Annotated in this window: 19 protein-coding genes; 6 read left to right on the top strand and 13 right to left on the bottom strand. The window is 40.4% G+C overall.

What is annotated here, in order from left to right; all coding sequences use genetic code 11:
• Nucleotides 1-190: 190 nt before the first annotated feature.
• From pepF to spxA, 4 genes are all read right to left on the bottom strand, one after another.
• On the bottom strand, nt 191-2,008 hold the full coding sequence (gene pepF, locus A5868_RS04895; protein WP_086305625.1) for an oligoendopeptidase F: 1,818 nt from the start codon (nt 2,006-2,008) through the stop codon (nt 191-193).
• 170 nt (nt 2,009-2,178) lie between these two features.
• Nucleotides 2,179-3,177, bottom strand: a complete 999-nt coding sequence (locus tag A5868_RS04890) for a competence protein CoiA (protein ID WP_086305624.1) — start codon at nt 3,175-3,177, stop codon at nt 2,179-2,181.
• Nucleotides 3,178-3,317: 140 nt separating this feature from the next.
• Nucleotides 3,318-3,962 carry an adaptor protein MecA gene (locus tag A5868_RS04885; RefSeq protein WP_010781380.1) on the bottom strand — a complete coding sequence of 215 codons (645 nt, stop codon included), beginning with the start codon at nt 3,960-3,962 and terminating at the stop codon, nt 3,318-3,320.
• A 201-nt stretch (nt 3,963-4,163) separates the two neighbouring features.
• Complete coding sequence (gene spxA / locus A5868_RS04880) at nt 4,164-4,562, bottom strand: transcriptional regulator SpxA (RefSeq protein WP_010781381.1); 399 nt, start codon at nt 4,560-4,562, stop codon at nt 4,164-4,166.
• A gap of 777 nt (nt 4,563-5,339) precedes the next feature.
• On the opposite strand from spxA, the gene A5868_RS04875 reads away from it, so the two are divergent.
• Nucleotides 5,340-6,059, top strand: coding sequence for an HAD family hydrolase (locus A5868_RS04875; RefSeq protein WP_086305623.1), 720 nt, complete (start codon nt 5,340-5,342; stop codon nt 6,057-6,059).
• 18 nt (nt 6,060-6,077) lie between these two features.
• Here A5868_RS04875 and A5868_RS04870 read toward each other — a convergent pair whose 3' ends face one another.
• From A5868_RS04870 to A5868_RS04860, 3 genes are read right to left on the bottom strand one after another with little or no spacing between them, the layout of a single operon-like run.
• Nucleotides 6,078-9,257, bottom strand: a complete 3,180-nt coding sequence (locus A5868_RS04870; protein ID WP_086305622.1) for a DEAD/DEAH box helicase — start codon at nt 9,255-9,257, stop codon at nt 6,078-6,080.
• Nucleotides 9,258-12,380 (bottom strand): AAA family ATPase, encoded by a 3,123-nt coding sequence (locus A5868_RS04865; protein ID WP_086305621.1) that lies wholly within the window; start codon nt 12,378-12,380, stop codon nt 9,258-9,260.
• Complete coding sequence (locus A5868_RS04860; protein WP_086305620.1) at nt 12,380-13,513, bottom strand: exonuclease SbcCD subunit D; 1,134 nt, start codon at nt 13,511-13,513, stop codon at nt 12,380-12,382. The genes A5868_RS04865 and A5868_RS04860 overlap by 1 nt, the downstream gene beginning before the upstream one ends.
• 158 nt (nt 13,514-13,671) lie before the next feature.
• Here A5868_RS04860 and A5868_RS04855 point away from each other — a divergent pair, with 158 nt between their 5' ends.
• The gene (locus tag A5868_RS04855) at nt 13,672-14,400 is read left to right on the top strand and encodes a DUF554 domain-containing protein (protein WP_086305619.1); all 729 of its coding nucleotides are present in this window, start codon (nt 13,672-13,674) and stop codon (nt 14,398-14,400) included.
• Between the two features lie 67 nt (nt 14,401-14,467).
• On the opposite strand, the gene A5868_RS04850 is transcribed toward A5868_RS04855, so the two are convergent.
• Entirely contained in the window at nt 14,468-15,097 is a 630-nt protein-coding gene (locus tag A5868_RS04850; protein WP_010781387.1) for a lysophospholipid acyltransferase family protein, read from the bottom strand.
• Nucleotides 15,098-15,172: 75 nt separating this feature from the next.
• On the opposite strand from A5868_RS04850, the gene A5868_RS04845 reads away from it, so the two are divergent.
• Complete coding sequence (locus A5868_RS04845) at nt 15,173-15,907, top strand: tRNA1(Val) (adenine(37)-N6)-methyltransferase (RefSeq protein WP_086305618.1); 735 nt, start codon at nt 15,173-15,175, stop codon at nt 15,905-15,907.
• Nucleotides 15,897-16,172, top strand: a complete 276-nt coding sequence (locus tag A5868_RS04840) for a GIY-YIG nuclease family protein (protein ID WP_010781389.1) — start codon at nt 15,897-15,899, stop codon at nt 16,170-16,172. The genes A5868_RS04845 and A5868_RS04840 overlap by 11 nt, the downstream gene beginning before the upstream one ends.
• 148 nt (nt 16,173-16,320) lie before the next feature.
• Here A5868_RS04840 and A5868_RS04835 read toward each other — a convergent pair whose 3' ends face one another.
• The 4 genes from A5868_RS04835 to hisS form a co-directional block, all read right to left on the bottom strand.
• Nucleotides 16,321-18,201 carry an acyltransferase family protein gene (locus tag A5868_RS04835; RefSeq protein WP_086305617.1) on the bottom strand — a complete coding sequence of 627 codons (1,881 nt, stop codon included), beginning with the start codon at nt 18,199-18,201 and terminating at the stop codon, nt 16,321-16,323.
• A gap of 314 nt (nt 18,202-18,515) precedes the next feature.
• Entirely contained in the window at nt 18,516-19,394 is an 879-nt protein-coding gene (locus A5868_RS04830; RefSeq protein WP_176281371.1) for a YitT family protein, read from the bottom strand.
• Nucleotides 19,395-19,587: 193 nt separating this feature from the next.
• A complete protein-coding gene (gene aspS, locus A5868_RS04825) occupies nt 19,588-21,360 on the bottom strand; it encodes an aspartate--tRNA ligase (RefSeq protein WP_086305615.1) in 1,773 nt (590 codons plus the stop codon).
• Nucleotides 21,361-21,420: 60 nt separating this feature from the next.
• Nucleotides 21,421-22,719, bottom strand: a complete 1,299-nt coding sequence (hisS, locus tag A5868_RS04820; RefSeq protein WP_086305614.1) for a histidine--tRNA ligase — start codon at nt 22,717-22,719, stop codon at nt 21,421-21,423.
• A 437-nt stretch (nt 22,720-23,156) separates the two neighbouring features.
• On the opposite strand from hisS, the gene A5868_RS04815 reads away from it, so the two are divergent.
• Together A5868_RS04815 and A5868_RS04810 are read left to right on the top strand one after the other, a co-directional pair.
• Nucleotides 23,157-24,092, top strand: coding sequence for an aldo/keto reductase (locus A5868_RS04815; protein WP_086305613.1), 936 nt, complete (start codon nt 23,157-23,159; stop codon nt 24,090-24,092).
• 159 nt (nt 24,093-24,251) lie between these two features.
• Nucleotides 24,252-25,187 carry an aldo/keto reductase gene (locus tag A5868_RS04810; protein ID WP_010781395.1) on the top strand — a complete coding sequence of 312 codons (936 nt, stop codon included), beginning with the start codon at nt 24,252-24,254 and terminating at the stop codon, nt 25,185-25,187.
• Nucleotides 25,188-25,213: 26 nt separating this feature from the next.
• On the opposite strand, the gene A5868_RS04805 is transcribed toward A5868_RS04810, so the two are convergent.
• Nucleotides 25,214-26,188 (bottom strand): D-2-hydroxyacid dehydrogenase, encoded by a 975-nt coding sequence (locus tag A5868_RS04805; protein ID WP_086305612.1) that lies wholly within the window; start codon nt 26,186-26,188, stop codon nt 25,214-25,216.
• Between the last annotated feature and the right edge of the window lie 31 nt (nt 26,189-26,219).

Raw genomic sequence — 26,219 nt, 5'->3', positions numbered from 1 at the left:
ATTATTAAGTTTTTATTGAGAAAACGCTTAAACCCTTAGATATCCTCTTTTAATAAGTCCTTCGCCTCAATTTATCCACATTCTAAAAAATAAAACTAGCGAATCCTTTTCTTTTTTCGCTTTCGCCTCCATGAAACGCCATTGAACCGAAAAAAAAAGCAGAGGCTGTCACCTCTGCTCACTCACGCTATTATTCTTTTAATTCTGCTACCAATTCTTCTAACTCATCCAACCGGCGAGCGAAAATTTCCATAGCATCCTCGATATATGTCGGTTGTGTCATATCCACGCCCGCTTTTTTCATTACTTCGATCGGATAATCACTGCTGCCGGATTTTAAATACGTTAAGTACTTGTCTAAAGCATCTGGCTCCCCTTCAACGATCCGTTTCGCTAATGCGCTTGCCGCTGAGAAACCTGTCGCATACTGATAAACATAATAATTATAGTAAAAATGCGGAATTCTTGCCCATTCGTCTTTTATTTCCTCATCGTTAACGACGATCGGTCCATAGTATTTCGCATTCAGTTCACCATAAAATTTGCTAAGGTGTTCGCTAGTCAGTGGTGTGCCAGCCGCATCTTCCGTATGAATAAAGTGCTCGAATTCAGCAAACTGGGTTTGACGGAAAATGGTTCCTTTAAATCCATCTAAGTAATGATTGATAATATAGGCACGAATTTTCGGATCTTTCTCCGTCTCTAATAAGTAGCTCGTCAGCAGATTTTCATTCGTCGTAGACGCGATTTCTGCTAAAAAGATTGAATAATCTCCATAGACATAAGGCTGTGTGTGACGGGTAAAATAGCTATGGGCACTGTGCCCCATTTCATGGACGAGTGTGTAAAGCTCATCTAATCGGTCGTGCCAGTTTAAAAGAATGTACGGTTGTGTATCATAGGCCCCAGAAGAATAGGCACCGCTGCGTTTGCCTTGGTTTTCTACAACGTCGATCCAGCGCTCTGCAAATGCTTTTTTGACGACATCTAAGTATTCTTCCCCTAATGGTTTTAACGCTTCAAGCGCTTTTTCTTGCGCTTCTTCATAAGTAAACTTCATTGGTGCTTCTGATAATAGTGGTGTGTACAGGTCATACATATGCAACTCTGGCAGACCCAACAATTCTTTACGCAATTCCACATACCGATGCAGCAGTGGTAAATATTGGTTGACCACGAGCGTCAATGTTTCATAAACATCCTCTGGAATATGATTCCCACTCAATGCGGCTTGGCGGGCAGACGTATAGCCGCGTACTTTTGCTTTATAATTATGCCCTTTTACATGCGTGCTCAATGTTGTTGCCAGCGTATTTCGAAATTGATGATAAACGGAATATAAGGCCTTAAATGCCTCCTCGCGAACTGTGCGATCCGTACTTTCGAGTAACTGTCCATAGACCCCATGAGTCAATTGAACATTTTCCCCTTCTTCATTTTTTACAACTGGAAATTTCAAATCCGCGTTGTTCATAATTGAAAAAGTATCCGCTGAACTGCTAAAAATCTCACTGGCTCCAGCTAACAAGGCTTCTTGCTCAGCAGGTAAAATGTGGGCTCTTTCTGAAATGATTTGTTCAACAAAGTGACGGTACAACTCAAGTTTTGGTTCAGCCTCAAAGAAAGCCCAAATTTCTTGATCCGAAAGCTGCAACATTTCCGGTTCAAACCAGCTAACCGCTTCACTGACCTGCGCGATCAGACTAGATGCTCTGGCGTAAAGTGCTTGGTTGGTCGTATTAGCCGTGTCTTCATCGTTTTTCAAATGAGCATAGACATAAATGACCTCCGCTTTGCGATAAATATCCAAAATATAGTCAATCGCCATTAAAAATTCTGTTGCTCCTTGATTTAGACTTCCCTTGATCTTGTTTACTTCGGTCAATTCATTCGCTAAATCTTGAAATTTTTTCTCAAAAGCAGCATCATCAACAAAGATTTTGGTTAAATCCCAAGTCAACTCCGCTGGTACTTCTTGACGCGTTGGTAATTGCTTTGCCTCACTCATAACTACACTCCTAACTCTATTTTCGTACTTTTTCCATTAGAAAAAAGCAGCATGTATGAACGTTTATCTTTACACTTCAGTCGTTTTACTACGTAAAAGTGAAGGATAATCGATTGTATTTTTCATCCTCAATCTTACCACAATTTAGAAAAAAGTAATTTGGAAAACTGCTAGGGGGATAAAACTTTAGCCTTTCTTTGACAAAAAATAGCCTCAAGATACATTCTCTCTAAAATTTCGCGCTGGTCAATTCTATAAAACAGCCATTCTTTCTGATTCTCTTGACGGAATTCCAAAAATTTCTGAAAGATTCGGGAAGCGTTCTTAGCTTCCTTTTGAAACAAGTAGCGAAATACAAGAATATCTTCCTGATAGAAAAAAGAATAGCGGCTGGGAAAATATACCCAATTAGGCAAATACAACAAATGTCTACGCTCACTATAAAGATATTCTTGCAACACTCGGACTCTGGGATTGCTTTGAACAAGCTTGAGACTCAATTCCTGTTTTCTTTGACTGATACTTTCACTAGTTAGGTAAAGATGGGGCGGACGTTTTGCAACACAGGAATGATAAATTTCTTTTAAGGGGTGGGAAGACTCCGACCACCGTTCTTCTGAATAAATCATTTCATCGACTTCATGGATATGATAAAGCAATCGAATTTGATTATCTCCTAACAGCCATAGGTGCACCCCTCGTTCTTTATCGAAGGAACAAAACTGTTTTTGCGATACCGTAAATTTTTCTTTTGGCCAAAGCTTTTTTCCTAATAACCACCAATCCTGATAGTTTTTGTCCCGGTACCCGTGGATACGTTCTTCTAAGCGCGTGCTTTTCAATGGGGAGCATTGAATTTCCACCGCAATACGTTCATGGAGCAGGTCTGGACGTTGCGGTAGATCTGGTAATGGCGTTTCCAACTGCCACGTTTCGTCAAAGTGATTTCCCCATTCATGAAAAAACCATTTTGCTCCCAGATGTTCCGGTGTCTCTCCTTCACTTAAGCCATGACACTCCGAGTGTCTTCCATGAGCGAAATGAGGAATCTTGATTTGACCTGCCTTTCGAATCAATCCTTCACCACAATCTGGACAAAAAACGTGTTGTTTCTTTTCAACTTCCGAAGCTTGTACCATCTCTTTTTTTTCAGTATAAGCAAATATCATTCTCATCACCTCAAAAAAAGATACGCAATTGCATTCAAACCTGCCTATTTTTTGTAGAAGCGTTTATTCCATTCGACAAATATACTGAAAATCAAAAAAAGCCCTCGTTCAAACGAACGAAGGCTGTAACATCAAACTATTTAATTAAAATGAGCACGGGTAATTTCAATCGCTTCACGATGCATCAAAAGCTTCCCATATTCTTCTAACATTTCTGTCGACACAGAAGAATCTTGCGCATATTCCAAAACTTCAGCAATCACGTCTGATAAACCAAACTCACCGAAAATTTCAGGATCAAAGTAGACTTGTAAATAATAAGTCTCGTTCAACAGATATAAATCACACCAAGCTTCATCTAAAAAGTGATAACTTGCTAATTCAATCATATCCTCAAAACTATTCAACTGAAAAACCCGTAAGCGACTTGTTACTTCGTCCTCTTCAAGGCTTTCAGAGTTTGCTAAAATTTGTTGACGAATCAGTTGGTCAAAATCATTCGTTTCGAACTCCGTCGAATTGTTCATCTTGTTGATGTCTTCTGGTGTCAAGTTTTTACTAATAAATAGTTCCAATCCGTCATTTTTCGGAAGGACCTGAAACGTTACCGCTTCACTACTTTTAAACTCATCTTCGATATCTACTTCTTCTAAAATACTGTAAAAGAAGGATTCGATTTCTCGATGATTTCCTAGTAGATCTAAGAAAGTAATACCGCGCTCCGCTAGATCTTCATTCTCAATAATGACTCGGATCGTATTTTCATTGATGTGTTCCATCTCCATCTTGGCACACCTCACTTTAAAGATAGATTATATGTTCATTGTAACTGATTCCGGTTAAAAGTAAAGAAAGCCATCGAATTTTATTAAATTCCTATAAACAAAAGAGGAAACACTCATTTATAAAGGCTGTGCACTCAAGAAATTTTCCCGTTAGAAAAAAAGAGAATCAAAAAAACACCTCGCAACCGCGAGGTATTTATTCTATAATCCAGCCATTAATTGGGCTTGACGTAATTCATATTGGCGAACATCACGCGGTAGGAATCGACGAATTTCATCCTCATTAAATCCTACTTGCAAACGTTTCTCATCGATCATGATCGGACGACGTAATAATCCAGGATTGTCTCTCACTAAATCCAACAATTCCTTCAGTGACAATTCATCTAAATCCATGTTCAACTTTTGGAAAACTTTCGAACGGGTTGAAATGATTTCTTCAGTCCCATCTTCAGTCATTTGTAAAATGGCCTTCAACTCATCAATGTTCAATGGCTCAGAAAAGATATTTCGTTCAACATAAGGAATCTCATGTTCCTGTAGCCAAGCACGTGCTTTCCGACATGATGTACAACTAGGGGAAGTATATAGTGTTAACATGCATATCACTCCTTTTCTTGACTCTCAATTTTTGTAACAGATAATCAGTACTTCCTGCTATCTGTTTCTATTATACAAAAAAAAGGTAACAAAAAAAAGAGGACATTGTCTTTTTTTTTACAAATATTAACGTTATTTAATTTAGGCTTCCGTTATACAAGGAGTCACGACACTTCCCATTTGTCAATATGAGAAAACAATGGCGTATCTCTCATTTCAAACAGTGCTATAACAGTTTCGAAATCTGTAACATAATAAGCGCCATTTTTAAGTAAAATCAAATTTTATTCTTTTAAAAAATTTTTTTTATCTTAGAAAAATTAAAAAACAATATTTTTATAAAGTAAATTTGTGTTTATAAAACTTTATATAACAAGGCTTTTTTAGAATGATTTTAAAAAACTTCAGCTAATAAAGTACAGCAGTTATTATTTTATAGTTATTTTATTTTGTGCTGTTAGTAATTTTTCTGTATCAAATTTTTTTACTATTTTGCGGTTAAACAATAGATACAGCTTCCAAATAGTCGAAATAAATCAAAAATTTTATGGAGTTTTCAAAAAATGGTAGACCTTAAAATTCCGCACTTTCTTCCCATTTCAATCATTATTTTTTTCTGCATGAATATTTTTGATTGATGGCAGTCTATGTTTTTTCATCCATTTTGATGCATTGATAACATAACAAGAATTCTCTTAAGTTTCTATTTTTTTGCTCAGAACTGTTAAGAATTTATTATTTGCTATAATAGAGGTACAAACTATTAGGAGTGAGAAAATGATCCAAGGTATCGTATTTGACCTAGATGACACTTTATACGAACAGCAGTCACCTTTCGCAGAGGCGATCAAAAGCCTATTCCCATCGTTTCCAGCCAGTAAAATGAATGATCTTTTTATCCGGTTTCGCTATTACAGTGATTTGCATTATATGAAATCAATTACGGGGGAATGGACGCTTGTGAAAATGCGCTATGAACGCATTCGACTTGCTCTGGCTGACTTCGGTTACCTACCGACTGACTCAGAAATTCATGCTTTTCAAGAAAATTATGATCACGCTTTAAAGAACATTGCTCTTCCTTATGAAATAACGGAGGCACTCGACTATTTGAATCAGTCAGAAACTCCTATTGGACTTATCACCAACGGTCCTGTCGAACGGCAAAATGATAAGATTCGCGCATTGAACATTCCTCGCTGGATTGACCAGAAACATATTCTAATTTCTGATGGTGTTCAAATTCAAAAGCCGGATCCCGGTATTTTCAAGCTGATGGAAGCTGCTTTGAATCTATCACCTGAATCGCTTCTATACGTTGGCGATAGTTTTGATAACGATGTTCTCGGTGCTAAAGCTGCGGGATGGTCTGTTTGGTGGTTCAATCATCAGAGACGTGAAATACCTAAGAATCAACTCCCTATTTTTGAAAAGGAACTGCGGAGTTTTAATGAATTAAGCCAAGCCCTTATGAACAAAAAAAGTTTGCAGCGCTAACGCACTGCAAACTTTTTTTTATTCACCCAAACTTAAAATCATCCGAATATCTTCTTCTGTAAGTTTGCTTGTTTGTTCTTCATTGCCTTGGATCACTTTTTGGAACAGTTCACGTTTTTCTTGCTGCAACTGATTCATTCGTTCCTCAATCGTCCCCTCAGCTATCATTCGCCAGACTTCGACCACTTTCTTCTGTCCGATTCGATGCGCGCGTCCAGCTGCTTGTTCCTCTACAGCAGGATTCCACCAGAGATCGTATAAGATGACCGTATCTGCACCTGTTAGGTTTAGACCAGTGCCTCCTGCTTTTAATGAAATCAAGAAGACGTCTTTCTCACCTGAGTTAAATGCATCGACCATAGTCAAACGATCAGAAACTTTCGTACTGCCTCGCAAGTAGAAGCTGCTGATTCCTTCTTCGGCAAATTCTTTTTCGATAATTGAGAGCATACTGGTAAATTGAGAGAACAGTAAGACACGTCGACCATTCTCTTTGGCCGCATGGATCAGATCCTTGACCTGATCTAATTTACCTGAGCCGCCTTCGTAGCCTTCCATGAATAATCGAGGATCATCACAGATTTGGCGCAAGCGGGTCAGTCCTGCTAAAATACTTACACGCTGTTTGCGGAATGTTGCCGAATCCATTTGATCAACTTCTTGACGCATCCGTTTTAAGTACGCCAGATAAACGGTCTTTTGCTCCTCTGTCAGGCTGCTTAAGACATTGGATTCGATTCGTTCTGGCAACTCCTGCAACACAGTGTCCTTATCACGACGGAGCACAAATGGCTTGATCATCTTTGCAATTTCTGGAACAGCCATTTGTCGGAAGCGTCCAATAGGTGGAAAGAATCCAGGCATGACTGTTTGAAATAATGACCACAGCTCTTCCAGATTGTTTTCGATTGGTGTCCCACTCAAGGCAAACCGATGTGGAATCGACAAATTCCGTAGTGCGCTCGAGGTTTTAGTCGAAGCGTTTTTCACCATTTGTGCCTCATCAAGAATCATGTATTGATACCCATTCTTTTCGTGAAGGTCGATATCTTGACGCAAACTTGCGTAAGAAGTAATGACGATCTCCTTTGCTTCTCCAAGCAATTGCTCACGTTCTCCTCGATTACCGGAAACTACGATAGAGTCCAGCGTAGGAGCAAATTTTCTAATTTCTGCCTGCCAGTTATAAACCAAGCTTGCTGGAGTCACGATCACCGCTTTGATCGGATGCTGTTCTTTTTCTGCTAAGAGGAACGTAATGACTTGGATCGTTTTCCCAAGTCCCATTTCATCTGCTAAAATTCCTCCAAACCCATAATCACTCAGCATTTTCAGCCAACGGAAACCCGATTCTTGATACGGACGCAACGTGGCTTGCAGATTATCCGGCATCGCCACTTGATACTCTTCTGGATGCGTCAAGTCTTGTACCATCGCAGTAAAGCTTTCACTGAATTGCGCTTGCGGATTGTCTTTTAAGCGCTGCTCCAGCATGATTCCTTGGCTTTTAGGCAAACGAATCAGCCCATCTTTCGCACTAATTTTATCACGCAGCTGGCCGATCATCTCACTAGTCTGTTGAAATGCCTCTGAGTCAAAAGATAATACTTCGCCATTGTCCAATGTATAAAAACGATCTTTTCTCAGTAAACTATTTAATACATGATCTATCTCATTGTCTTTAATACCTGTGACATCAAATTTAATATCTAACCAAGACCCGGCTTGATCGACTTCGATCGTTGGCTGGTATTCTTCTCCGTCTAAGAACAATTGACGAAGTTTTTTCCCCATTCGTACTTCAGCGTATTTTCTAAATTCTTCTACTTCAACCTTGAAAAAGTAATAAAGATTGTCTTTCACCGGCAATTTTTTTTCAAACCCGGTATCGATTTTTTGATAGCGATAAGTATCGAAGAGATCCAATAGTTGCTTTTCCTTTTTCCGGTCCCTCAAGATCTCGACATTATTAGGAAGCTTGGGCTGATGGGTCTCATTCGTTGAAAAATAAGCGTTCCCGTAATGGAATTCTACCTCTGTCTTAATCATCCCTTTAATTTTTCGAAAAATCACTACCGCGCGCAAAGGTTCCTCTTTCATGATTTCAGCAACCTCATCCAAAACAATCACGCGCCCAATTTTACGCAAATACGGAAAGACATCCGTAAATAATTGTGAAAGCTGACGTTGCTCGTATCCAATAACAGGCTCTTTCAAGCGTTTCATCAATTGCTTCAATGTGATGTAGGTATCCTGCTGCTCATGAGTCATCAAATAATAAGAATTCTCGACAAATCCCAAGAAATAGTTGCTGTAATAATTTGTAAAACCATCCTCAACAGTCAAACCGAAGTCATTTCCCCCACGCTTCTCTAACGTAAACGTTAACGGTAATTCTTGCCCTTCATGAACTTCAGAATAGGTCTTATCCCCCAGATTGATAGTTAAATTTCCCGTGACTTCCATTTCCTTCAACAATTCCTGCATCCGATGAACAGGCAATAATAGATAACGCTTGTCTAATTTACCTTTGACTTGTAGACCTGCTTTACCTAACAATTGATACGTTTCGCTGATGCCTACTAAATCTTCAATCAAATCTCGACATTTTGGATCAAAAGCGCCCGCTTCGATTTGGAAACGGTACTGTTTATTTACGGTGTATACGGAATCCGTTTGGTACGCATGAAGAAACTCATATAAATTCTTAACGATATAGCTCCGCTTATTCAAATTACTTCCAATTCTTAGTGAAACTGCTAAAACATCCAATTCAGGATGGTACGGATTTGTCGGAATCGCTTCTACCACGAATTCCACAAATAATGAACGCAAAGGTTCTGCTTCCTTCTCTAATCGGGAAAACCCTTGATTTAGGAGATCCGCAAAAGAAACACTGCTCTCCATTTTTTTAGGTAGTACACTTTCAGGTTTGATTACTCGTGACAATCCTTTTTCTCGCAAATACAATTCCACAGCCACCGTGTGCTTGCAGTAGCCGTGCTCTTCCCAATAAGGACACGCACAAATATCATTTTCTTTTCCACTGCCATCTAAATCAACCAGATAAAGTTCACTGCCTAATACTTCACCATGCCAAACACGACGAGCGGGATCTGCCTCTACAGACAAGACCCGACCTTCCTTCAAGTAAGTTCTGCCGCGTTCGATCACTTTTTCTGGAATACTCCATCTCATTTACGCTTCACTCCATCCTTCTAGCTGGTAACGAATACTGCTGCGTCCCGTCCCGCTAGTTTCCACCACAATTTGCTGCGGAATACGTTCTTTTAATTCTCGTACATGACTGATGATACCGATCATACGTCCTGCACTTTCTATTCCTTCTAAGGCTTCCATTGCCATTTCTAATGCCTCTTCATCTAACGAGCCAAACCCTTCATCAATAAACAAGGCCTCAATTGCTACTCCACCTGCTTGATTTTGGATCACTTCGGCTAATCCTAATGCCAATGACAATGCGGCAATAAAACTCTCTCCTCCAGATAATGTGTGAGAACTGCGAGTCGCCCCTGCATTATCATCGTATACATTGATTTCTAATCCGGTATTGCCTTTAGAGCGTCCCGTTTCTTTTTTTAGTTCAAACTGATAACGCCCTTTTGTCAGCTGCTTTAATTGCTGATTGGCATTTTTTAATACTTCTGCTAAATACCACTGCAATACATAGCGCTCCAAACTGATTTTTTGAGGATTGTCCCCATTCATCGTTTGATACAACTGAATAATTTGACTTAAATCCGTTAACTTGTCCTTACTTTGTTCCTGAAGACTTTTGATTTTCATCACTAAATCACGCTGCTGCATTAACTGATTCTCTTTAGCATAGTACTGTTGCTGATACAACGCAACTTCTGCATCACTTTCGGTCAACAGTTTTTTGAGTTGTTCCATATCCGGTTCAACCTGCCCCTGTAACGTCTCTTCCAACTGTTTCTGACGATCCCTCAGAACAAGCACTCGTTGTTCAAAATCACTGATCTCTTGCTCCAGCAGAGAGACATTCGCGGGTGGCTGCTTCACTTGATCGATCGTTAAGCCTTTTTCAGCCAATCGACTGTTTAACGACGTTTGATAGCTCTCAAGAGTTTTGGCCGAGTCCTGCTGTTGTTTTTCTAAAAACCTTTGCTGTTCGTGCAAACGAATGCGCTTCTGTTCGACCTCTTTTACTAACGCCTGATGAGCGTCTAATTGCCCGTGATACTCTTCTACACGCTGCTTCAGATCAGAGATACGAGCTTCTAAAGCCGCAACTTCCCACTCTTTTGTTTGCTCATCAACGCTGGCTAAACGCCCTTCTATACGTTGGTTTTCTCCTTGAAGTACGTGGATACTCGTTTCAAATGCATGCTTTTCAGTTTCATTTTTTTCAAGACATGCTGCCAACTCTTGCATATCTTGATTGGCTTTTGAAATTTCTGCCAATGCGTCTGCTGTTTCATTTTGTCGCTCCTCAAGAAATTGAAGGATCGGTTCAAGTTCTGCAGCAACCTTTTTCTGGTAATAAGTTTCAAAATCTCTTTGAACACGTTCTATTTTCTCTAATAATGACTGTTGTTCAGACAAACGATCTGCTTGCAGAGTATCGAAAGCAGTCATTGAAAGCTCATAACGAGCTTCAGTTTGCTCCCTTATCAGCTCTAATTGTTTTAAACGAGCTTCTTGCGTTTCAAGTGCTACCTGTAATTTCCCTAAGTTATCTAGTGTTAATTCTTTATGCTGTGCCGGATTCGGATGCTCTTTTGATCCGCACACAGGACAAGGCTCTCCCGGCAGAAGGTCCATGCTTAAACGAGCGATCTCGGCTGAAGCCCACTGGCTCTTTAATTTTTTATACTCTGCTGTTTCACTCGTCAGCTGGTTGCTTGTACTGCTGACTTTTTCTACTAATTGAGCTAATTCGATCTGTTGGTATTCTTCCGCTTCTTGCTGCTCAAAGATGTGTTTAGCTGATTCTTTTAACTCCGCAATTTTTTGTTGAAACTGCAGTTCTTCATACCGTCGCTCTTGCCAAAACTTTTCGCTGTTTTGCTTTTCTTTCAATGTTGCTTGCTTATCTAGCTGCCTCGTGATTTCCTGATTTAGTCGCGCTAATTGCTCCTGTTGCTGTGCTAGCTTTTGGGTCAAATCGCTTTTTTGTTTGACCAATTCTTCCTTTTGTCGAACCAGAGGCAAGAAGGATTCTAAACTTTGCAATTCTTTTTCTTTTGCTTGCCAATCGGAGCGCTGTTCTTCAAACAGGTCCGATTGCTTTTGACAACGTGTAGATTGGCTTACTAATTCTTCAGAAAGCCGTTTATTTTCATTTTCTTCAATCGTTTGCTGCGCTTGGATTTTGAGTAATTCTTGTATGCGGTCATAGGTTGGACGCAACTTCTCAATTTCTTTTGTTTCACTCAATCGCCGCTTTCTTAATTCATTCTCGGGTAAGTCTGCTTCCACTTCTTGCAGCTGCTCTTGGGTTTGGCGATACAATTTGAAACTTTCAGACACCTTTTCTGCTTTTTGAACTTGCGACAGCAGCGTTTTTTGCTGTGTCTGTTTTTCAATAAGCATCACTTTTTTTTGTGTTAAGGCCTGCGCCTCCTCAGAGAGATAGCCCTCAGCAAAAATCAATGACTCTTCATAGGTTGCCCCTTTTTCAGCTAAGACCTGTTGGAATAGCTGATCGATCCTAGTGGTCAGCTCACTAACCCCTTTTTCCAATTCTGCCTTTTTGAGTTTCAAATTCTCTGTAAACTGTCGATACACATTCGTTCCAAACAAACTACGCAAAACGGCCTCTTTTTCTGTGCTGTTCGCATTTAAAAAGGTTCGGAATTCTCCTTGAGGAAGCATGACGATTTGGCGAAATTGATCTTTTTGCAAATGTAAAATCTGATAGATCACTTCGTTCACGGCATCTACTTTTGTATAGGCTTCCGCTTCTTTTCCAGTATCGTCAAAAATACTGAGCTGGACCTTTTGATTTTTAGTCGTTTCACCCTTGCCGTTTTTCTTTGCTAAAGTCTGCTTTGGCCACCGCTCGATGGCATAGCTTCTTCCTTGGTGTTCAAAAATAAATTGAACGCGGGTTTCTTCCGTAGGCTCCGCAAAGGAAGAACGAATTTCATTAGATGAACGTATTCCCCCTGAGGCGTCTCCATACAAAGCAAAGGTTATGGCATCAAAAATGGTGGTTTTTCCGGCACCTGTTTTTCCACTGATCAAAAACAAAGGCGCTTCTGTCATTTCTTCAAAATTTACTTCTTCATGAAGGAAGGGGCCGAAATTTTCCATAATAACCTTTTTGGGAAGCATTATTCCTCGCCTCCTTTTTTAAGTACGGTATGCAAGCCTTCTTCGATCCAGGACTTTTGTTGTGTTGTTAAGTCATTTTGTGAGACCTCTGTGAAGAAATCCTTCGTTAATTCTATTGGGGATTTTTCTTTAATATTTTTTACTTTTAAACGTGTCTGACTTTCATTTTCAAATCCATTCGCTCGTTCTACTTGAATGATCCGTGGATATACCTGCCTCAATTGATTCATTAAATTCGGGATCACAGCTCGGTCTTCCAACAGAATAGAAAGATAATCTTCACGGTTAATCGTTGAATAGAACGCCGGATCGAGCAATGTTGCAAAATCGGCTTGCAGCTCTTTAATTTCATGAAGCGGCGACAATTCTCGAAAGGAGAACGCCAGCGTTTCTGTGTCTAAGATCCAAACACCCTTCGTCTGGTCTTTTTCTGACAACGAATATTTTAAAGGCGAACCACTATATCGCGCATTCGGCATTTTTAAGGCATCTTTTCCATGTAAGTGTCCCAATGCAACATAATCAAAATCCGACAATAATTGCCCATTGATTCCATCAAGTCCGCCTACTTCGATTTTTGTTTCAGAATCGGTCTTACTGCTTCCTGCAACAAAAAAGTGGCTTACAAGTATCTGTTTTTTGCTTGGATCAAAACTTTTGACTATTTCCTGCATTACCTTTGGCATTGCCTCTTGAATCGTCCGAATGCTTGAATCTTCAAAATAGATGCGGGCATCCACGGGTTCAAAGTATGGAAGCAAATAGAACTGAGTATTGCCTATCTCGATCGGAAGTAGCCCTTCCTGTAATCGCGTATGTAAATGAAAGTTTGCTTGATTGAACCAAGGCGCACCCGTTGCTAGTCTCGTGGCACTATCATGATTCCCAGAGATCGCTAGTAGCGGAAATTGTTCCGTTAAATTCCACTCAGCAATCGTTTGATTTAATAACCGTACACTGTCCTCTGAAGGAACAGAACGATCGTACAAATCCCCTGCGATCACAATAGCATCTACTGCTTCTTCCTGTGCGATTTTTTTTATTTGATCAAGAATATATGCTTGGTCTGACAACAAGTCATAGCCATGCAATTTTTTTCCTATGTGCCAATCCGCAGTATGCAAAATTTTCATTGATCCACCCTTTTTCTAATAAAGTCCTTCCCAAAAGTATAACATGATTTCCCTTTTTTTTCTGCTTGGCGAGTGAAGGTCACTCTATAAAAGACTTTCTCTTCAACGTGTTTTACGATACGATAAATGAAGTGTCGAATAAAAAAGGAGGAAACGTTGTGCCTGTTGGTATTATCATTAATTCGCTCTCTATAATTATTGGCGGAGTCTTGGGCGGTTTTTTAGGACATCTGCTTTCTGAAGATTTTAAAAAGCAAATCACCTTGATTTTTGGTGTTTGTTCAATGGCTATGGGAATTCCCAGCATAAGCCAAATGGCGAATATGCCTGCTGTGATTTTAGCTATTATATTAGGAACCTCATTAGGACTTCTCTTACATTTCAATCAAAGGGTCAATGACGCTGCCGCTCTGATGCAAAAACCGATCGCACGATTCCCGCAAAAAGATTTACTTCTTTCACATGATGAATTTATGGGAACACTCGTTACGATCATTGTCCTTTTTTGCGCAAGCGGGACGGGTATTTTTGGCAGTTTGACTGAAGGGATGACCGGAGACCCCACGATCCTCATTGCAAAATCGATTTTGGATTTATTCACCGCAGCAATTTTTGCCTGCAACATCGGTTACGTCGTTGCAGTAATCGCCATTCCTCAATTTATTATTTTTTTCTTTCTGTTTCTTATCGCGGTTTTTATCTTTCCTTTGACAACGCCGTCCATGATCTTAGATTTTAAGGCTTGTGGAGGATTTTTAATGCTCGCAACAGGATTTCGCATGATCAAGGTTAAAATGTTTCCTACAGCCGATATGATTCCAGCAATGCTTTTGGTGATGCCCATTAGCTGGATTTGGACGTCGTGGATTGTTCCGTTATTTGGCTAAAGAAAAAAACAGGTTCCACACTCTACAGTTGAGCGTGGAACCTATTTTTATAAAGCCATACACAGAATCAGTCTGCGCTTTTTTCTTTTGCAACATATTTATACGTTGGATCGATCTCCTCATCTAGTTGGTTAAAGGCGCCTTGAACGCGCCGCTCAACCTCTGCTAAACCAGCCTTATCCATTTTTTTAATATCAGAGATATCAATAGGATCTCCATATCGAATGATTACGGGCGTCCGTTTGAATAGATGGGAAAATTTAGTCGGTCCCTGATAAACAGAAGGAACAATAGGCTTCTTAGACAAACGGGAAATCAAAGCCATGCCTCCCTTTAACTCCGAAGAGTGACGTGTTCCACTTGGAAACATGATCAGGCTCTTGTCAGAATCCTTTAACATCTTGACAGGTTTTTTAACGACACTAGGCCCTGGCTTGTCGCGGTCCACAGGAAAAGCATTCAAATGAACCAAGATGAAGCGTATAACAGGATTCTTAAATAGTTCCGCTTTCGCTAAAAAGCTGAACTGTTTTGGCGAAGCACCAAGAGCCAAATAAAATGGGTCCCACCACGTTCTGTGAGGGGCTACTAAGATATAGTTTCCCTCGGGTAATTTTTCTCGATTTTGATAGTGAGCGTTCCCATTAACAATCGCCAAGAGAACTCGTACGATGACACGGATAAATTTAAAAAACATTTTTTCTTCCTTTCAGTTAACTAACTAAACGTAGTATAATACATCAGTATGATTTTTTTAAGGGGGCAAAAGAAATTGTTAAAAAAAGGCGAACGAATCGATCAACTTTATGCGGAAGACATCCAAATTATCCAAAGCTCAGAAGTCTTCTCTTTTTCAATTGACGCCGTTTTGCTGGCAAATTTTGCTCGTGTTCCAAAACGAGGCAAGATCGTGGATCTTTGTGCTGGAAACGGTGCGGTCGGCCTTTTTTTGAGCCGAAAAACAACTGCGCACATTGATCAAATTGAATTGCAGCCTCGACTTGCCGATATGGGACAACGAAGTATTCAATTAAACCATTTGGAAAGCCAATTGACTATGTACGAATTGGATTTAAAAAATACGTTCGATCGGATTAAAACAGATTCTGCGGATCTTGTTGTCTGCAACCCGCCTTATTTCAAAGAACTGCCGACTAGTCAAAAGAACCCCAACCCCCATTTAGCTATCGCTCGTCATGAGATTCACGCAACTTTAGACGATGTTGTCGCTGTTTCAGCAAAATTATTAAAAATGAATGGTCGTTTTTCGATGGTCCATCGTCCAGATCGATTCTTAGAAATTATCGACTGCCTGCGTACCCATCGCATTGCACCAAAAAGGATTCAATTTGTTTATCCCAAGCCAGGCAAAGAGGCCAATACACTCCTCATTGAAGGCATTAAGGATGGAAAGAGTGAAGGCTTGCGATTCCTTCCACCATTATATACTTATGACCATTCCGGCAGCTACTCTGCGGACTTACAGGAGATGCTTTATGGCAACTGATCAATTTTTCTACGTATTACTTTGCAAAGACCATAGTTTTTATGGCGGGTACACCACTGATTTATCACGCCGCTTAACCGAGCACAATAATGGGACCGGGGCAAAATACACCCACCCCCAAAGTCGGCGTCCTGTGAAGATGATTCACGCCGAACGTTTTGATACACGGAGCGAGGCCACAAAAGCAGAAGCAGCGTTCAAAAAATTACCACGTAAACAAAAAGATAAATACCTAATAGACAATCAAACAAAAAATGTTCTATGATCAAAAAAGACCCTGTAATTTGTACACGAGAAAAACGTGTGTGAATTACAGGGCTCTTTTTGGCTTTCTCAAGATTCTTCTATCTTCTCAAGAAAAATTAAGACGTCCGTCTGATAACTGACGGACGAACCTTGTTTGTTGTTGCTTCTTACTCGCCTTTTAACAATTCTTTTGTAATCAAATGACAATAATGGATCGAACCTGTTTCATTCGGATGGACTTGATCGTCATAAAACCAGTCTGGATGATTATTACTAAAATCATACCAATCAATCAAGTGAACATTTTTATACGTTTTAGCCGCAGCCTCTAAGTTTGCATTTACATCATTTTGCCAACGTCGTGTTGGAACATGTGTATTGATAACAAAGACTTGATGTTTTTCACCTAGTACGTTCATTATTTGAGCAAAATCATCGCTGTTAAACGCACCATTTGTCCCTAAACTCAATAAAATCGTGTCATGCAGTTCGCCTTTATCCTTCAAGGCCTGCAACAATGGCGGGCTATCTTTCAACTGTCGGCCGACTTCACCGTCAACCACCATTTTAGGAAATATCTCTGTAAGTCCTTTTGAGCCGGCCAATAAGACGGAATCCCCAAAAGCCGTGACTTTTAGATTCTTCGCCTTCGTTACTTCACGTTGACTAAGACTGTATTTGTCTGCCAAGCTTGTAGGGATTTCAGAACTGCTGGTAGACCCTTGTGTCTGATCGGTTCCACTTGAGTCCTTTTGTTCAGAAGAACCTTCTGTTTTATTAGCTGCCTGTTTATTCTGTTCAATTTGCTTTTGCAGTGCCTCTTGGTTCGCATCTACTCTGTTTGTCGGCGCGATAATCATACCAACAACTGCAATCAAAGCAATCAAACTAGAAAAGACAAAACCGATTTTTCTACGACTCTTGATTGGTGCCCCAAACGAGCGTTTTAATGAAACAAACGTCTTGCGATAATTAAAGGTACGCAACGGTTTTTCTACATAGCGATACGAAAGCTCTGTAACGAAAAGAATCAGGATGACTTCCATAATCGTGTGCAAAAATGTATGATTGGCTACATTTACTTTCGCTTCATAAAAAATCATCACTGGAAATTGGTACAAATAAATGCCGTAGCTGCGCTTCCCAATCCAAGTAAAGACTGGATTTGTCAGCCAGCGGTTCCAACTTGCGCCAGGATGCGCCGTAATAGCAACTAGCAAAACGCTTAGTAAACTAACGAGAAACATTCCGCCGTAATACACAAAAGACAAATCATCTCTTAAGAATAAGAACGCTAGGATCAATAGTAGTAAAGAGCCAAATCCGATCCCATTTAATATTCGTTTCGCTTGTGAAGGGATTCTCGCCTTCAGCCGTGTACTAGGCCAAATGAACGCCAAAGCTCCACCTAATAAAATGGAGAACAAACGTGTGTCTGTCCCGTAATAAACACGTGTAGGGTCTTGTCCAGGTACGTATAGAATAGCCATCAAAATCGCTGAAAAGATCGCTGCTCCAACAATACCAAGAAATACTTTCCCTTTATTTTTTACAAACTTCATCAATAGGACAAAAATGATCGGCCAAAATATATAATTTTGTGTTTCAACCGCCAAGGACCAGATATGGGTGAATGGTGATTCCCCTGAAAAGCGATCAAAGTAAGACATTCCATGATTGATCTGCCACCAGTTATTTACATAAAATAAACTGCTGATGACATTTCCCCGTAAATTATTCAGCAAATTACGTTGAAACAAGGTGATGTAGGCCGAAGCCCCAATCAACATAGTTACCAATGCCGGATACAACCGTTTCATTCGTCGATAGTAAAATTGCTTGATATCGACTTTCCCGGTTTGTTTCCATTCTTGAATTAATAAATCGGTAATCAAGTATCCTGAAACTACAAAAAAAACAGGAACTCCTAAGTATCCGCCACGCATTTGAGCGGGCATCAAATGATATAAAATTACGCCAATTACTGCTAAGGAACGGATGCCATCGAAACCAGTAATATAACGGCTATGCTCTAGTCTTTTTCCCATATTTTTACTTTCCAACTTTACTATAGAATATCAAACTAACTATACGTATAAATCAAACAAACTGCAACAATTTCTCAATAAAAAAAGCATTTCCTAAATATTTTAGTTTTTAGATTGAAAAATGTTGATGAGAATATCTTTTGCATTGAGTGTTCTTGTAAACGATCAATTACTCATTTGCCTACGTTGACTACTTTTTAGACTGCCTGATTTATTATGTTCTCATAGTGCCAATAGTCTTATACTCATGTCAACTGTTATCAACTGCAACCAGCAACGCTGACAAAAAAAGCTGAGACGGCTGTCTCAACTTTTTAATCCATTGTCTCCTCGTAAAAACGCCCCATGATTCGAACGTTCTCTGAGATACTTACGAACGCAGCTGGGTCACTCTCGCGCATGATTGCTTCTAATAAGGGCAATTCAAAACGAGTCACGACCGTAAATAAGACGGTCTGCTTGTCATGCTTATAAGCACCTTCAGCTTCATTGATTATTGTAATTCCGCGACGCATTTGATCTTGAATACCATTGATCACTCGTTCTGGACATTTTGTGACGATCATGACTTGCATTTTCCGCTGCTTCGTATAAAGGGCATCTGTTAGTTTCCCGCTCATAAAGATTGCTAAAGCAGAATAAAACATGTATTGCCAGCTAAACAAAATTCCAGCCATCAGCATGATTATTACATTGAAAATAATAGAAATCGAACCGACAGAAGTTCCCGTTCTTTTGCGGATAGTGATACTCAAAATATCCAATCCGCCAGAAGACAATCCGTTTTTTAAAGCAAAACCGATTCCCACGCCCATAATTGCTCCCCCAAAAATCGCACAGATGATTGGGTCTGTTGTTAGGGTCGTTTCTGGAATAATGTGAATGAAAAACGAGGTTAAAAAAACGGTTATAAACGTAAATATCGTAAATTTGTGACCGATTTTAAACCAAGCCAAGAAAAACAACGGCACGTTGATCAAAAATAATGTGACAGATACTGGTACGGTGAAGCCAACTACACGATGCGATAAAGTTGTCAATATTTGAGCAAAACCAGTTGCTCCACTTGAATAGATGTGTCCTGGTTGGTAAAAAAAGTTTACGGCTATCGCCGCTAAAAATGCATAAACTACTGCGACAGATAAGCGGGTGGCGTAATCGTGGTGAGGCCACTCCTCTATCTTCTTTTTCATCATGTCATGTCCGCCTCATTTCAAAATTTCACTCACATTATACGTATTTTCATGAAAAAAAGAAAGCACCTACCATAAAGGCAGGTGCTTCTCTTAGTATTTTCTTAGAGTTACTGCTTGATTATCCAGTTTTTATAGAACATCGACCCTCTTTAGAGCTGGATTTGCTCGCCTAAATACAGGGTTCAGCTGGTTACTCTTCTATTTTAGTCACATCGATACTTAACTCATAAAGCTGTAATGGAGATACGGTACTTGGTGCATCTGACATTGGGTCTGCTGCTTTACCATTCTTAGGAAAAGCAATGACTTCACGAATATTGTCTTCGCCAGCCAACAACATAGCAAAGCGGTCCAAACCAAGGGCGATCCCGCCGATTGGAGGGAACCCATAATCTAGTGATTCCAATAAGAAGCCGAATTGTTCATTGGCACTTTCGCGAGTGAAGCCTAAAGTCTCAAAGACTTGCTCCTGTAATTCACGTGTATTGATACGCAATGAACCACCGCCCAATTCGTACCCGTTCAAGACAATGTCGTAGGCCTGTGCGTATACTTTTTCAGGATGATCTTTTAAGTTCGCAATATCCTTTTCCATTGGCATCGTAAATGGATGATGGGCAGACACATAACGACCCAATTCTTGATCAAACTCAAATTGCGGCCAATCAACGACCCATAAATAATCGAAACGGTCTTCATCGATCAAACCAAGTTCCTTACCAACTTTTGAACGAACCGCACCTAGAGCAGTTACAGCAGTTAAGAATTGGTCGGCAGCGAACATCAATACGTCGCCAGCTTCAGCATTTGTCGCCTTCTTCAAGTCTTCACTGACACCGCCCATGAATTTCGCGATCGGTCCAGTTAATTCACCGTTCTCGTCTACTTTGATCCATGCCAATCCCTTCGCACCAAATTGACCAACGAACTGACCTAGGCGATCCAATTCTTTTCGAGAATATTTATCGGCAGCACCTTTTGCGTTCAACGCTTTAACCACGCCGCCATTATCAGAAGCCATGCGGAACACTTTGAAATCAGTGGCAGAGGCAATATCTGTCACATCGATCAATTCCATATCGAAACGCGTATCTGGTTTATCTGAGCCATAGCGTTCCATCGCTTCATCCCAAGTGATCCGCGGGAATGGCAACGTCACTTCAACCCCACGTACATCCTTCATGACTTGTGCGATCATTGCTTCGGTGTATTCTTGTATTTCTTCAGCCGTTAAAAAGCTCGTTTCAATATCGATTTGTGTAAATTCTGGCTGACGGTCGCCACGTAGATCTTCATCACGGAAGCAGCGAACGATTTGATAGTAACGGTCAAATCCAGCAGTCATCAATAATTGTTTTAAAATTTGCGGTGATTGCGGCAGCGCATAGAAATGTCCTGGGTGAACACGTGAAGGAACCAAATAGTCCCGAGCACCTTCTGGCGTTGATTTAGCTAAATAAGGTGTTTCAATATCTAAGAAATCATTGTTATCTAAGAAACGACGAACCGATTGTGTCAAACAGTGACGCATCATCAAGTTTTGTGTCATCTTCGGACGACGTAAATCCATATAGCGATATTTCAAACGGACTTCGTCACTGATATTTTGGTCATCTTCAATTGAAAATGGCGGTGTTTTCGCACTATTTAAAATAGTGATTTCTTCACCCTTCACTTCAAAGTCGCCCGTGCTCATTTTTTTGTTTACCGCACCTGCATCCCGTCGGATCACCGTTCCGGTAATTTCAACAACGAATTCGCTGCGGCATTGATCCGCAATCTCCCATGCTGTTTTCGATTCTTCAGGATTAAAGACCACTTGGACGATTCCTTCACGGTCTCGCAGATCGATAAAGATCAGTCCGCCTAAATCTCGGCGTTTTTGTACCCACCCTTTTAATGTCACTTTTTGATCCAAATACTCTTCGGACACGCGCCCGCAATAGACAGTACGTCTAGCCATTTTTCCATTCCTCCATTTTTTAAGTAATCTACCTTTTTTATCAGTAGGATTTATTTCGTTTTAATCAATTTTCGGCATCGTCATTTCGTCATAGATCGCTGCAAAGTCTTCGTACAGATCAGCCAATGGAAAGGCCTTTTCCTCACGAGTAGCTGAATCTTTTACATTGATCACGCCTTTAGCTAATTCATCTTCCCCTAAGGTTAAAACAAGTTTTGCCCCTTCTTTATCAGCAGTCTTAAATTGTGCTTTCGCTTTGCGTCCCATGAAATCACGATCGGCTGAAAAACCAAATCCGCGAATCGCTTGAACCACTTTTAGGGCTTCTAAGTTTGTCACATCTCCAAGACCCACGACATAAGCGTCGAGACTTGCGGCACTTGGAATCATCACTTCTTCTTGTTCTAGAGTCAATAAAATGCGTTCGATTCCCATCGCAAACCCAATTCCAGGTGTCTCTGGCCCGCCAAGCTCCTCAACGAGGCCATCATAACGACCCCCGCCACAAATCGTCGTTTGCGCTCCCATCCCCGGTGCGTCACTCATAATTTCAAAAATCGTATGGTTATAATAATCCAAGCCTCGAACCATTCGGTGATCGATTTCATATGAAATGTTCAAATACTCCAAGGTTTTTGTGACACCTTCAAAGTATTCTTTCGCATACTCGCTTAAATAATCCAAAATACTTGGAGCATCCGCAACGATCGGCTGGTCTTTACGGTCTTTACTATCTAAAACCCGCAACGGATTTTCATGCAAGCGACGACGTGAATCTTCACTTAGCTCTTCTTCATGCGCTTCAAGATAGGCGATTAAAGCTTGACGATAATTGGTCCGTGTTTCTTGATCTCCTAGAGTATTGATTACTAATCGCAGCTGGTTGATGCCTAGCTGCTTAAAGAAATCCATCGCCATTGCCATTACTTCTACGTCAAGACTTGGATTTTCACTGCCAAACGCTTCGACACCAATTTGATGAAATTGACGCAATCGTCCTTTTTGCGGCCGTTCATAACGAAACATCGGTCCAGTATAATAAACCTTGTATGGTTTCTTGAATTCTGGGCCAAACAACTTGTTTTCAACGTACGCACGTACGATAGGAGCTGTTCCTTCAGGACGAAGAGTTACATGCCGATCACCCTTGTCATGAAAGTCGTACATTTCCTTAGAAACGATATCCGTAGTATCCCCCACACTGCGGGCAATTACTTCGTAGTGTTCAAAAATCGGCGTACGAATCTCTTGGTACTGATAATCGTTGAATACTAAGCGGGCAGTCTCTTCGACAAATTGCCACTTTTCACTTTCTCCCGGTAAAATATCATTGGTCCCTTTTGGTCGCTGATAACTCATGGTTTATCTCCTTTTTCTTGATATCGCAAAAATACAAAAAAAGCCCTTGTTCCTATGAACAAGGGCGAAAATCGTCGCGGTACCACCTATTTTTTTAAAAGAGTTTTACTCTTTTTCTCTGGCAATTAACGCTTGCTTTACGGAGCGGCTTTGCACACGCTCATCTCCAGACTGTCTTTCAATTACTTATCACGAAATTGCTTTCAGCCAAGGCAATTTTTTCTGTACGTTATCTCGTAATTTACTAGTTCCTTCGTAGATGTTTCATTGATGTTTTTATCTCTTCCTAAGCTACTAAAAAAAGGCTTGAAAGTCAAGTGATTTTCCAATGATATCTGAAAAGTGAAAAGAGGAGTCGCTTTTTCCCGCTCTTTATTTTAAACTTGGAAAGAAGCATCATTTTTTTATTGCGAAACACAGAAAGGGGAAAATGTACTATGACAGATGTGCGAATTGGAAAATCACAAGTTTATGCAAGTGCCTTAGGATTAGGGACGAATGCCGTTGGAGGCCACAACCTTTATCCAAACCTGACCGACGATATTGGAAAAGAAGTCGTTCGGACCGCTATCCATAACGGAATCACACTATTGGACACAGCTTTCTCATACGGACGCGGGCGTTCAGAAGAACTAATTGGCGAAGTGCTACAGGAACCGGAATTCGATCGTTCACGTGTCATTATCGCTACAAAAGCTGCCCACGATATGCAGCAAGATGGGAAATTTAATAATTCACCCGAATTTTTACGTCATGCTGTCGAAGCGGCATTAAAACGGTTGCAAACAGAATATATCGATATTTTTTACATCCATTTTCCTGACGAAACTACTCCAAAAAACGAGGCAGTCGCAGCTTTGCATAAATTGAAAGAAGAAGGAAAAATTCGCGCGATCGGTGTCTCCAATTTTTCTTTGGAACAGTTAAAAGAAGCGAATAAAGATGGCTATGTGGATATTGTCGAAGAACGTTTCAGCCTGATTCATCGAGAACACGAAAAAGAGCTTTTCCCATACTTGAACGAGCATACGATCAGCTTTGTCCCTTATTATCCGCTAGATTCAGGTTTGTTGACTGGAAAATACAGCGAGGAAACAGCCTTCGAGGACAGCGATCTTCGTAGTAAAAATCCTGACTTTAAAGGAGAACGCTTTAAAGAGATCATCAAAAAAGTAGATCAATTGAAACCCATTGCCAAAAATTATGACGCGACGGTTACCCAATTAGTATTGGCTTGGTATATGAAGCACCCGCATATTGACGTGGTCATTCCAGGAGCAAAACGACCAGAACAAGTCGAGGCAAACGCAATGGCAGTGGATATTCACCTTTCTGTCGATGATTTTGAAAAAATTGATCAGTTATTCCGTTAACAAACAGAGCCATGACAGGGAATTGTCATGGCTCTATTTACATGTTCATTTCATTGAAGTATTCATCGAAATAGAATAGTCGCTTTTTTTTAAACTTTAAACTACACTTGGAAAATAATCACTTATTTTTGAGTGATAGATAAAAGGAGCGAATGTTTTATGACGGATGTACGAATCGGAAAATCACGTGTTTATGCCAGTGATCTGGGATTGGGCACAAATGCAGTTGGTGGACACAATCTTTTCCCTAACTTAAATGATGAAACTGGAAAAAAAGTCATACGGACAGCCATCAATAATGGAATCACGTTGCTGGATACAGCTTATGCCTATGGCTATGGTCGTTCTGAGGAATTGATTGGCGAGGTTTTACAAGAGCCAGAGTTTGATCGTTCTCGTATCATCATAGCGACTAAGGCCGCTCACGATCCTGAAAATAACTATGCCTTTAATAATTCTCCACAATTTCTTAAACAATCCGTAGAGGACGCGTTAAAAAGGCTACAAACAGAATATATCGATATTTTTTACATTCATTTTCCAGATGAAGCCACACCTAAAAACGAGGCTATCGCCGCGCTACACGAACTGAAGGAAGAAGGAAAAATCCGTGCAATCGGTGTTTCAAATTTTTCACTAGAACAACTTAAAGAGGCCAATCAGGAAGGCTATGTCGATGTTGTCGAAGAGCAGTTCAATTTGATTCATCGTGAACATGAAAAAGACCTCTTCCCTTACCTGAAGGAAAATAGGATCAGCTTTGTTCCATATTTTCCTCTCGCTTCTGGTTTACTTACTGGAAAATATAAGAAAGAAGATCGCTTTGACGCGTCAGATCGACGGAGCCAGAGGCCCGATTTCACCGGTGAGCGTTTTGAAAAAATCGTCGGCAAAGTGGATCAGTTAAAGCCCATTGCCAAAAATTATGATGCCACTGTAGCACAATTAATTCTGGCGTGGTACATGAAGCATCCACAAATTAGTGTCATTATTCCCGGCGCAAAACAACCTGAACAAGTTGAAGCGAATGCAAAATCCGTGGACATTCGATTAACAACTGAAGATTTTGACACGATTGATCACTTATTTAAATAATCAGGAAAGGAGCCCGATGTGTGTCATCAGGCTCTTTCTTTATTTACGACATTTTTTTCTTTCCCTGCTAAATAAGCAGCAAAGTTGTCCACGGCTATTTCCATCAAACGCTCTCTTGTTTCTAATGGACGCCATGCGATATGGGGGGTGATGATACAATTTTTAGCAGACATTAACGGATTGTCCTTTGTCATTGGTTCTTTTGAGACGACATCCACACCTGCCGCAAAAATTTGACCTCTATTTAATGCGTCTGCAACAGCAGCTTCATCTAACAGACCCCCACGCGCCGTATTTAATAAAATGACGCCCTCTTTCATCCTGGCAATCGTTTTTTGATTGATCATTTTTTCTGTTTCTGAGGTTTGAGGAACATGCAAACTGATGATATCGGCTTGCTGATAAAGTTCTTCAATAGATACTTGCTTCGCCCAATCCTCTTGAGCCTTTTTGGGACGATGGTTCCAGTAAATAACCTTCATATTAAACGCATGCGCAATTGTTGCAGTGGCCTGAGCAATCTCCCCATACCCTATCAAACCGATCGTTTTCCCTCTTAATTCCATTAACGGTGTTTTTTGATATGTAAAATCTGTACTCCGCTGCCATTCTCCTTGTTGAACAGAAGCATTGTGTACACCAACTTGATTGGCGATCTCCAATAATAATGCAAACGTAAACTGTGCCACGGCGTCCGTTCCATAGGAAGGGATATTGGTCACAGGAATGTTCCGTTTTCTGGCAGCAGCAACATCGACTACGTTATATCCTGTCGCCACTACACCGATATATTTTAGTTTCGGAACAGCAGACAAAATTTCTTCGTCAATTGGCGTCTTATTCGTAAGAATGGCTTCTGCTTCACCGATTCGATCAATGATTTCCTGTTTATCCGTAAAAGAAGTCCGATCATAGACCGTCACTTCACCAAACGCCTCAAAGCCTTGCCAATCCAAATCCCCTGGGTTTAAGGCATAGCCATCTAACACTACGATTTTCATTTCTCATTCTCCTCACTTACTGCTTCATTAA

It is taken from the genome of Enterococcus sp. 12F9_DIV0723, from assembly GCF_002174375.1.
Classification (GTDB): domain Bacteria; phylum Bacillota; class Bacilli; order Lactobacillales; family Enterococcaceae; genus Enterococcus_A; species Enterococcus_A gilvus.
Note: the sequence above shows the minus strand (reverse complement) of the source record. Positions and strands in the feature narration are given on the sequence as shown.

Bases quoted from the DNA above. Each gene is read 5' to 3' on its own strand.
- pepF (WP_086305625.1), bottom strand. From the start codon at position 2,008: ATGAGTGAGGCAAAGCAATTACCAACGCGTCAAGAAGTACCAGCGGAG.
- A5868_RS04890 (WP_086305624.1), bottom strand. From the start codon at position 3,177: ATGATATTTGCTTATACTGAAAAAAAAGAGATGGTACAAGCTTCGGAA.
- A5868_RS04885 (WP_010781380.1), bottom strand. From the start codon at position 3,962: ATGGAGATGGAACACATCAATGAAAATACGATCCGAGTCATTATTGAG.
- spxA (WP_010781381.1), bottom strand. From the start codon at position 4,562: ATGTTAACACTATATACTTCCCCTAGTTGTACATCATGTCGGAAAGCA.
- A5868_RS04875 (WP_086305623.1), top strand. From the start codon at position 5,340: ATGATCCAAGGTATCGTATTTGACCTAGATGACACTTTATACGAACAG.
- A5868_RS04870 (WP_086305622.1), bottom strand. From the start codon at position 9,257: ATGAGATGGAGTATTCCAGAAAAAGTGATCGAACGCGGCAGAACTTAC.
- A5868_RS04865 (WP_086305621.1), bottom strand. From the start codon at position 12,380: ATGCTTCCCAAAAAGGTTATTATGGAAAATTTCGGCCCCTTCCTTCAT.
- A5868_RS04860 (WP_086305620.1), bottom strand. From the start codon at position 13,513: ATGAAAATTTTGCATACTGCGGATTGGCACATAGGAAAAAAATTGCAT.
- A5868_RS04850 (WP_010781387.1), bottom strand. From the start codon at position 15,097: ATGTTTTTTAAATTTATCCGTGTCATCGTACGAGTTCTCTTGGCGATT.
- A5868_RS04840 (WP_010781389.1), top strand. From the start codon at position 15,897: ATGGCAACTGATCAATTTTTCTACGTATTACTTTGCAAAGACCATAGT.
- A5868_RS04835 (WP_086305617.1), bottom strand. From the start codon at position 18,201: ATGGGAAAAAGACTAGAGCATAGCCGTTATATTACTGGTTTCGATGGC.
- A5868_RS04830 (WP_176281371.1), bottom strand. From the start codon at position 19,394: ATGAAAAAGAAGATAGAGGAGTGGCCTCACCACGATTACGCCACCCGC.
- aspS (WP_086305615.1), bottom strand. From the start codon at position 21,360: ATGGCTAGACGTACTGTCTATTGCGGGCGCGTGTCCGAAGAGTATTTG.
- hisS (WP_086305614.1), bottom strand. From the start codon at position 22,719: ATGAGTTATCAGCGACCAAAAGGGACCAATGATATTTTACCGGGAGAA.
- A5868_RS04815 (WP_086305613.1), top strand. From the start codon at position 23,157: ATGACAGATGTGCGAATTGGAAAATCACAAGTTTATGCAAGTGCCTTA.
- A5868_RS04810 (WP_010781395.1), top strand. From the start codon at position 24,252: ATGACGGATGTACGAATCGGAAAATCACGTGTTTATGCCAGTGATCTG.
- A5868_RS04805 (WP_086305612.1), bottom strand. From the start codon at position 26,188: ATGAAAATCGTAGTGTTAGATGGCTATGCCTTAAACCCAGGGGATTTG.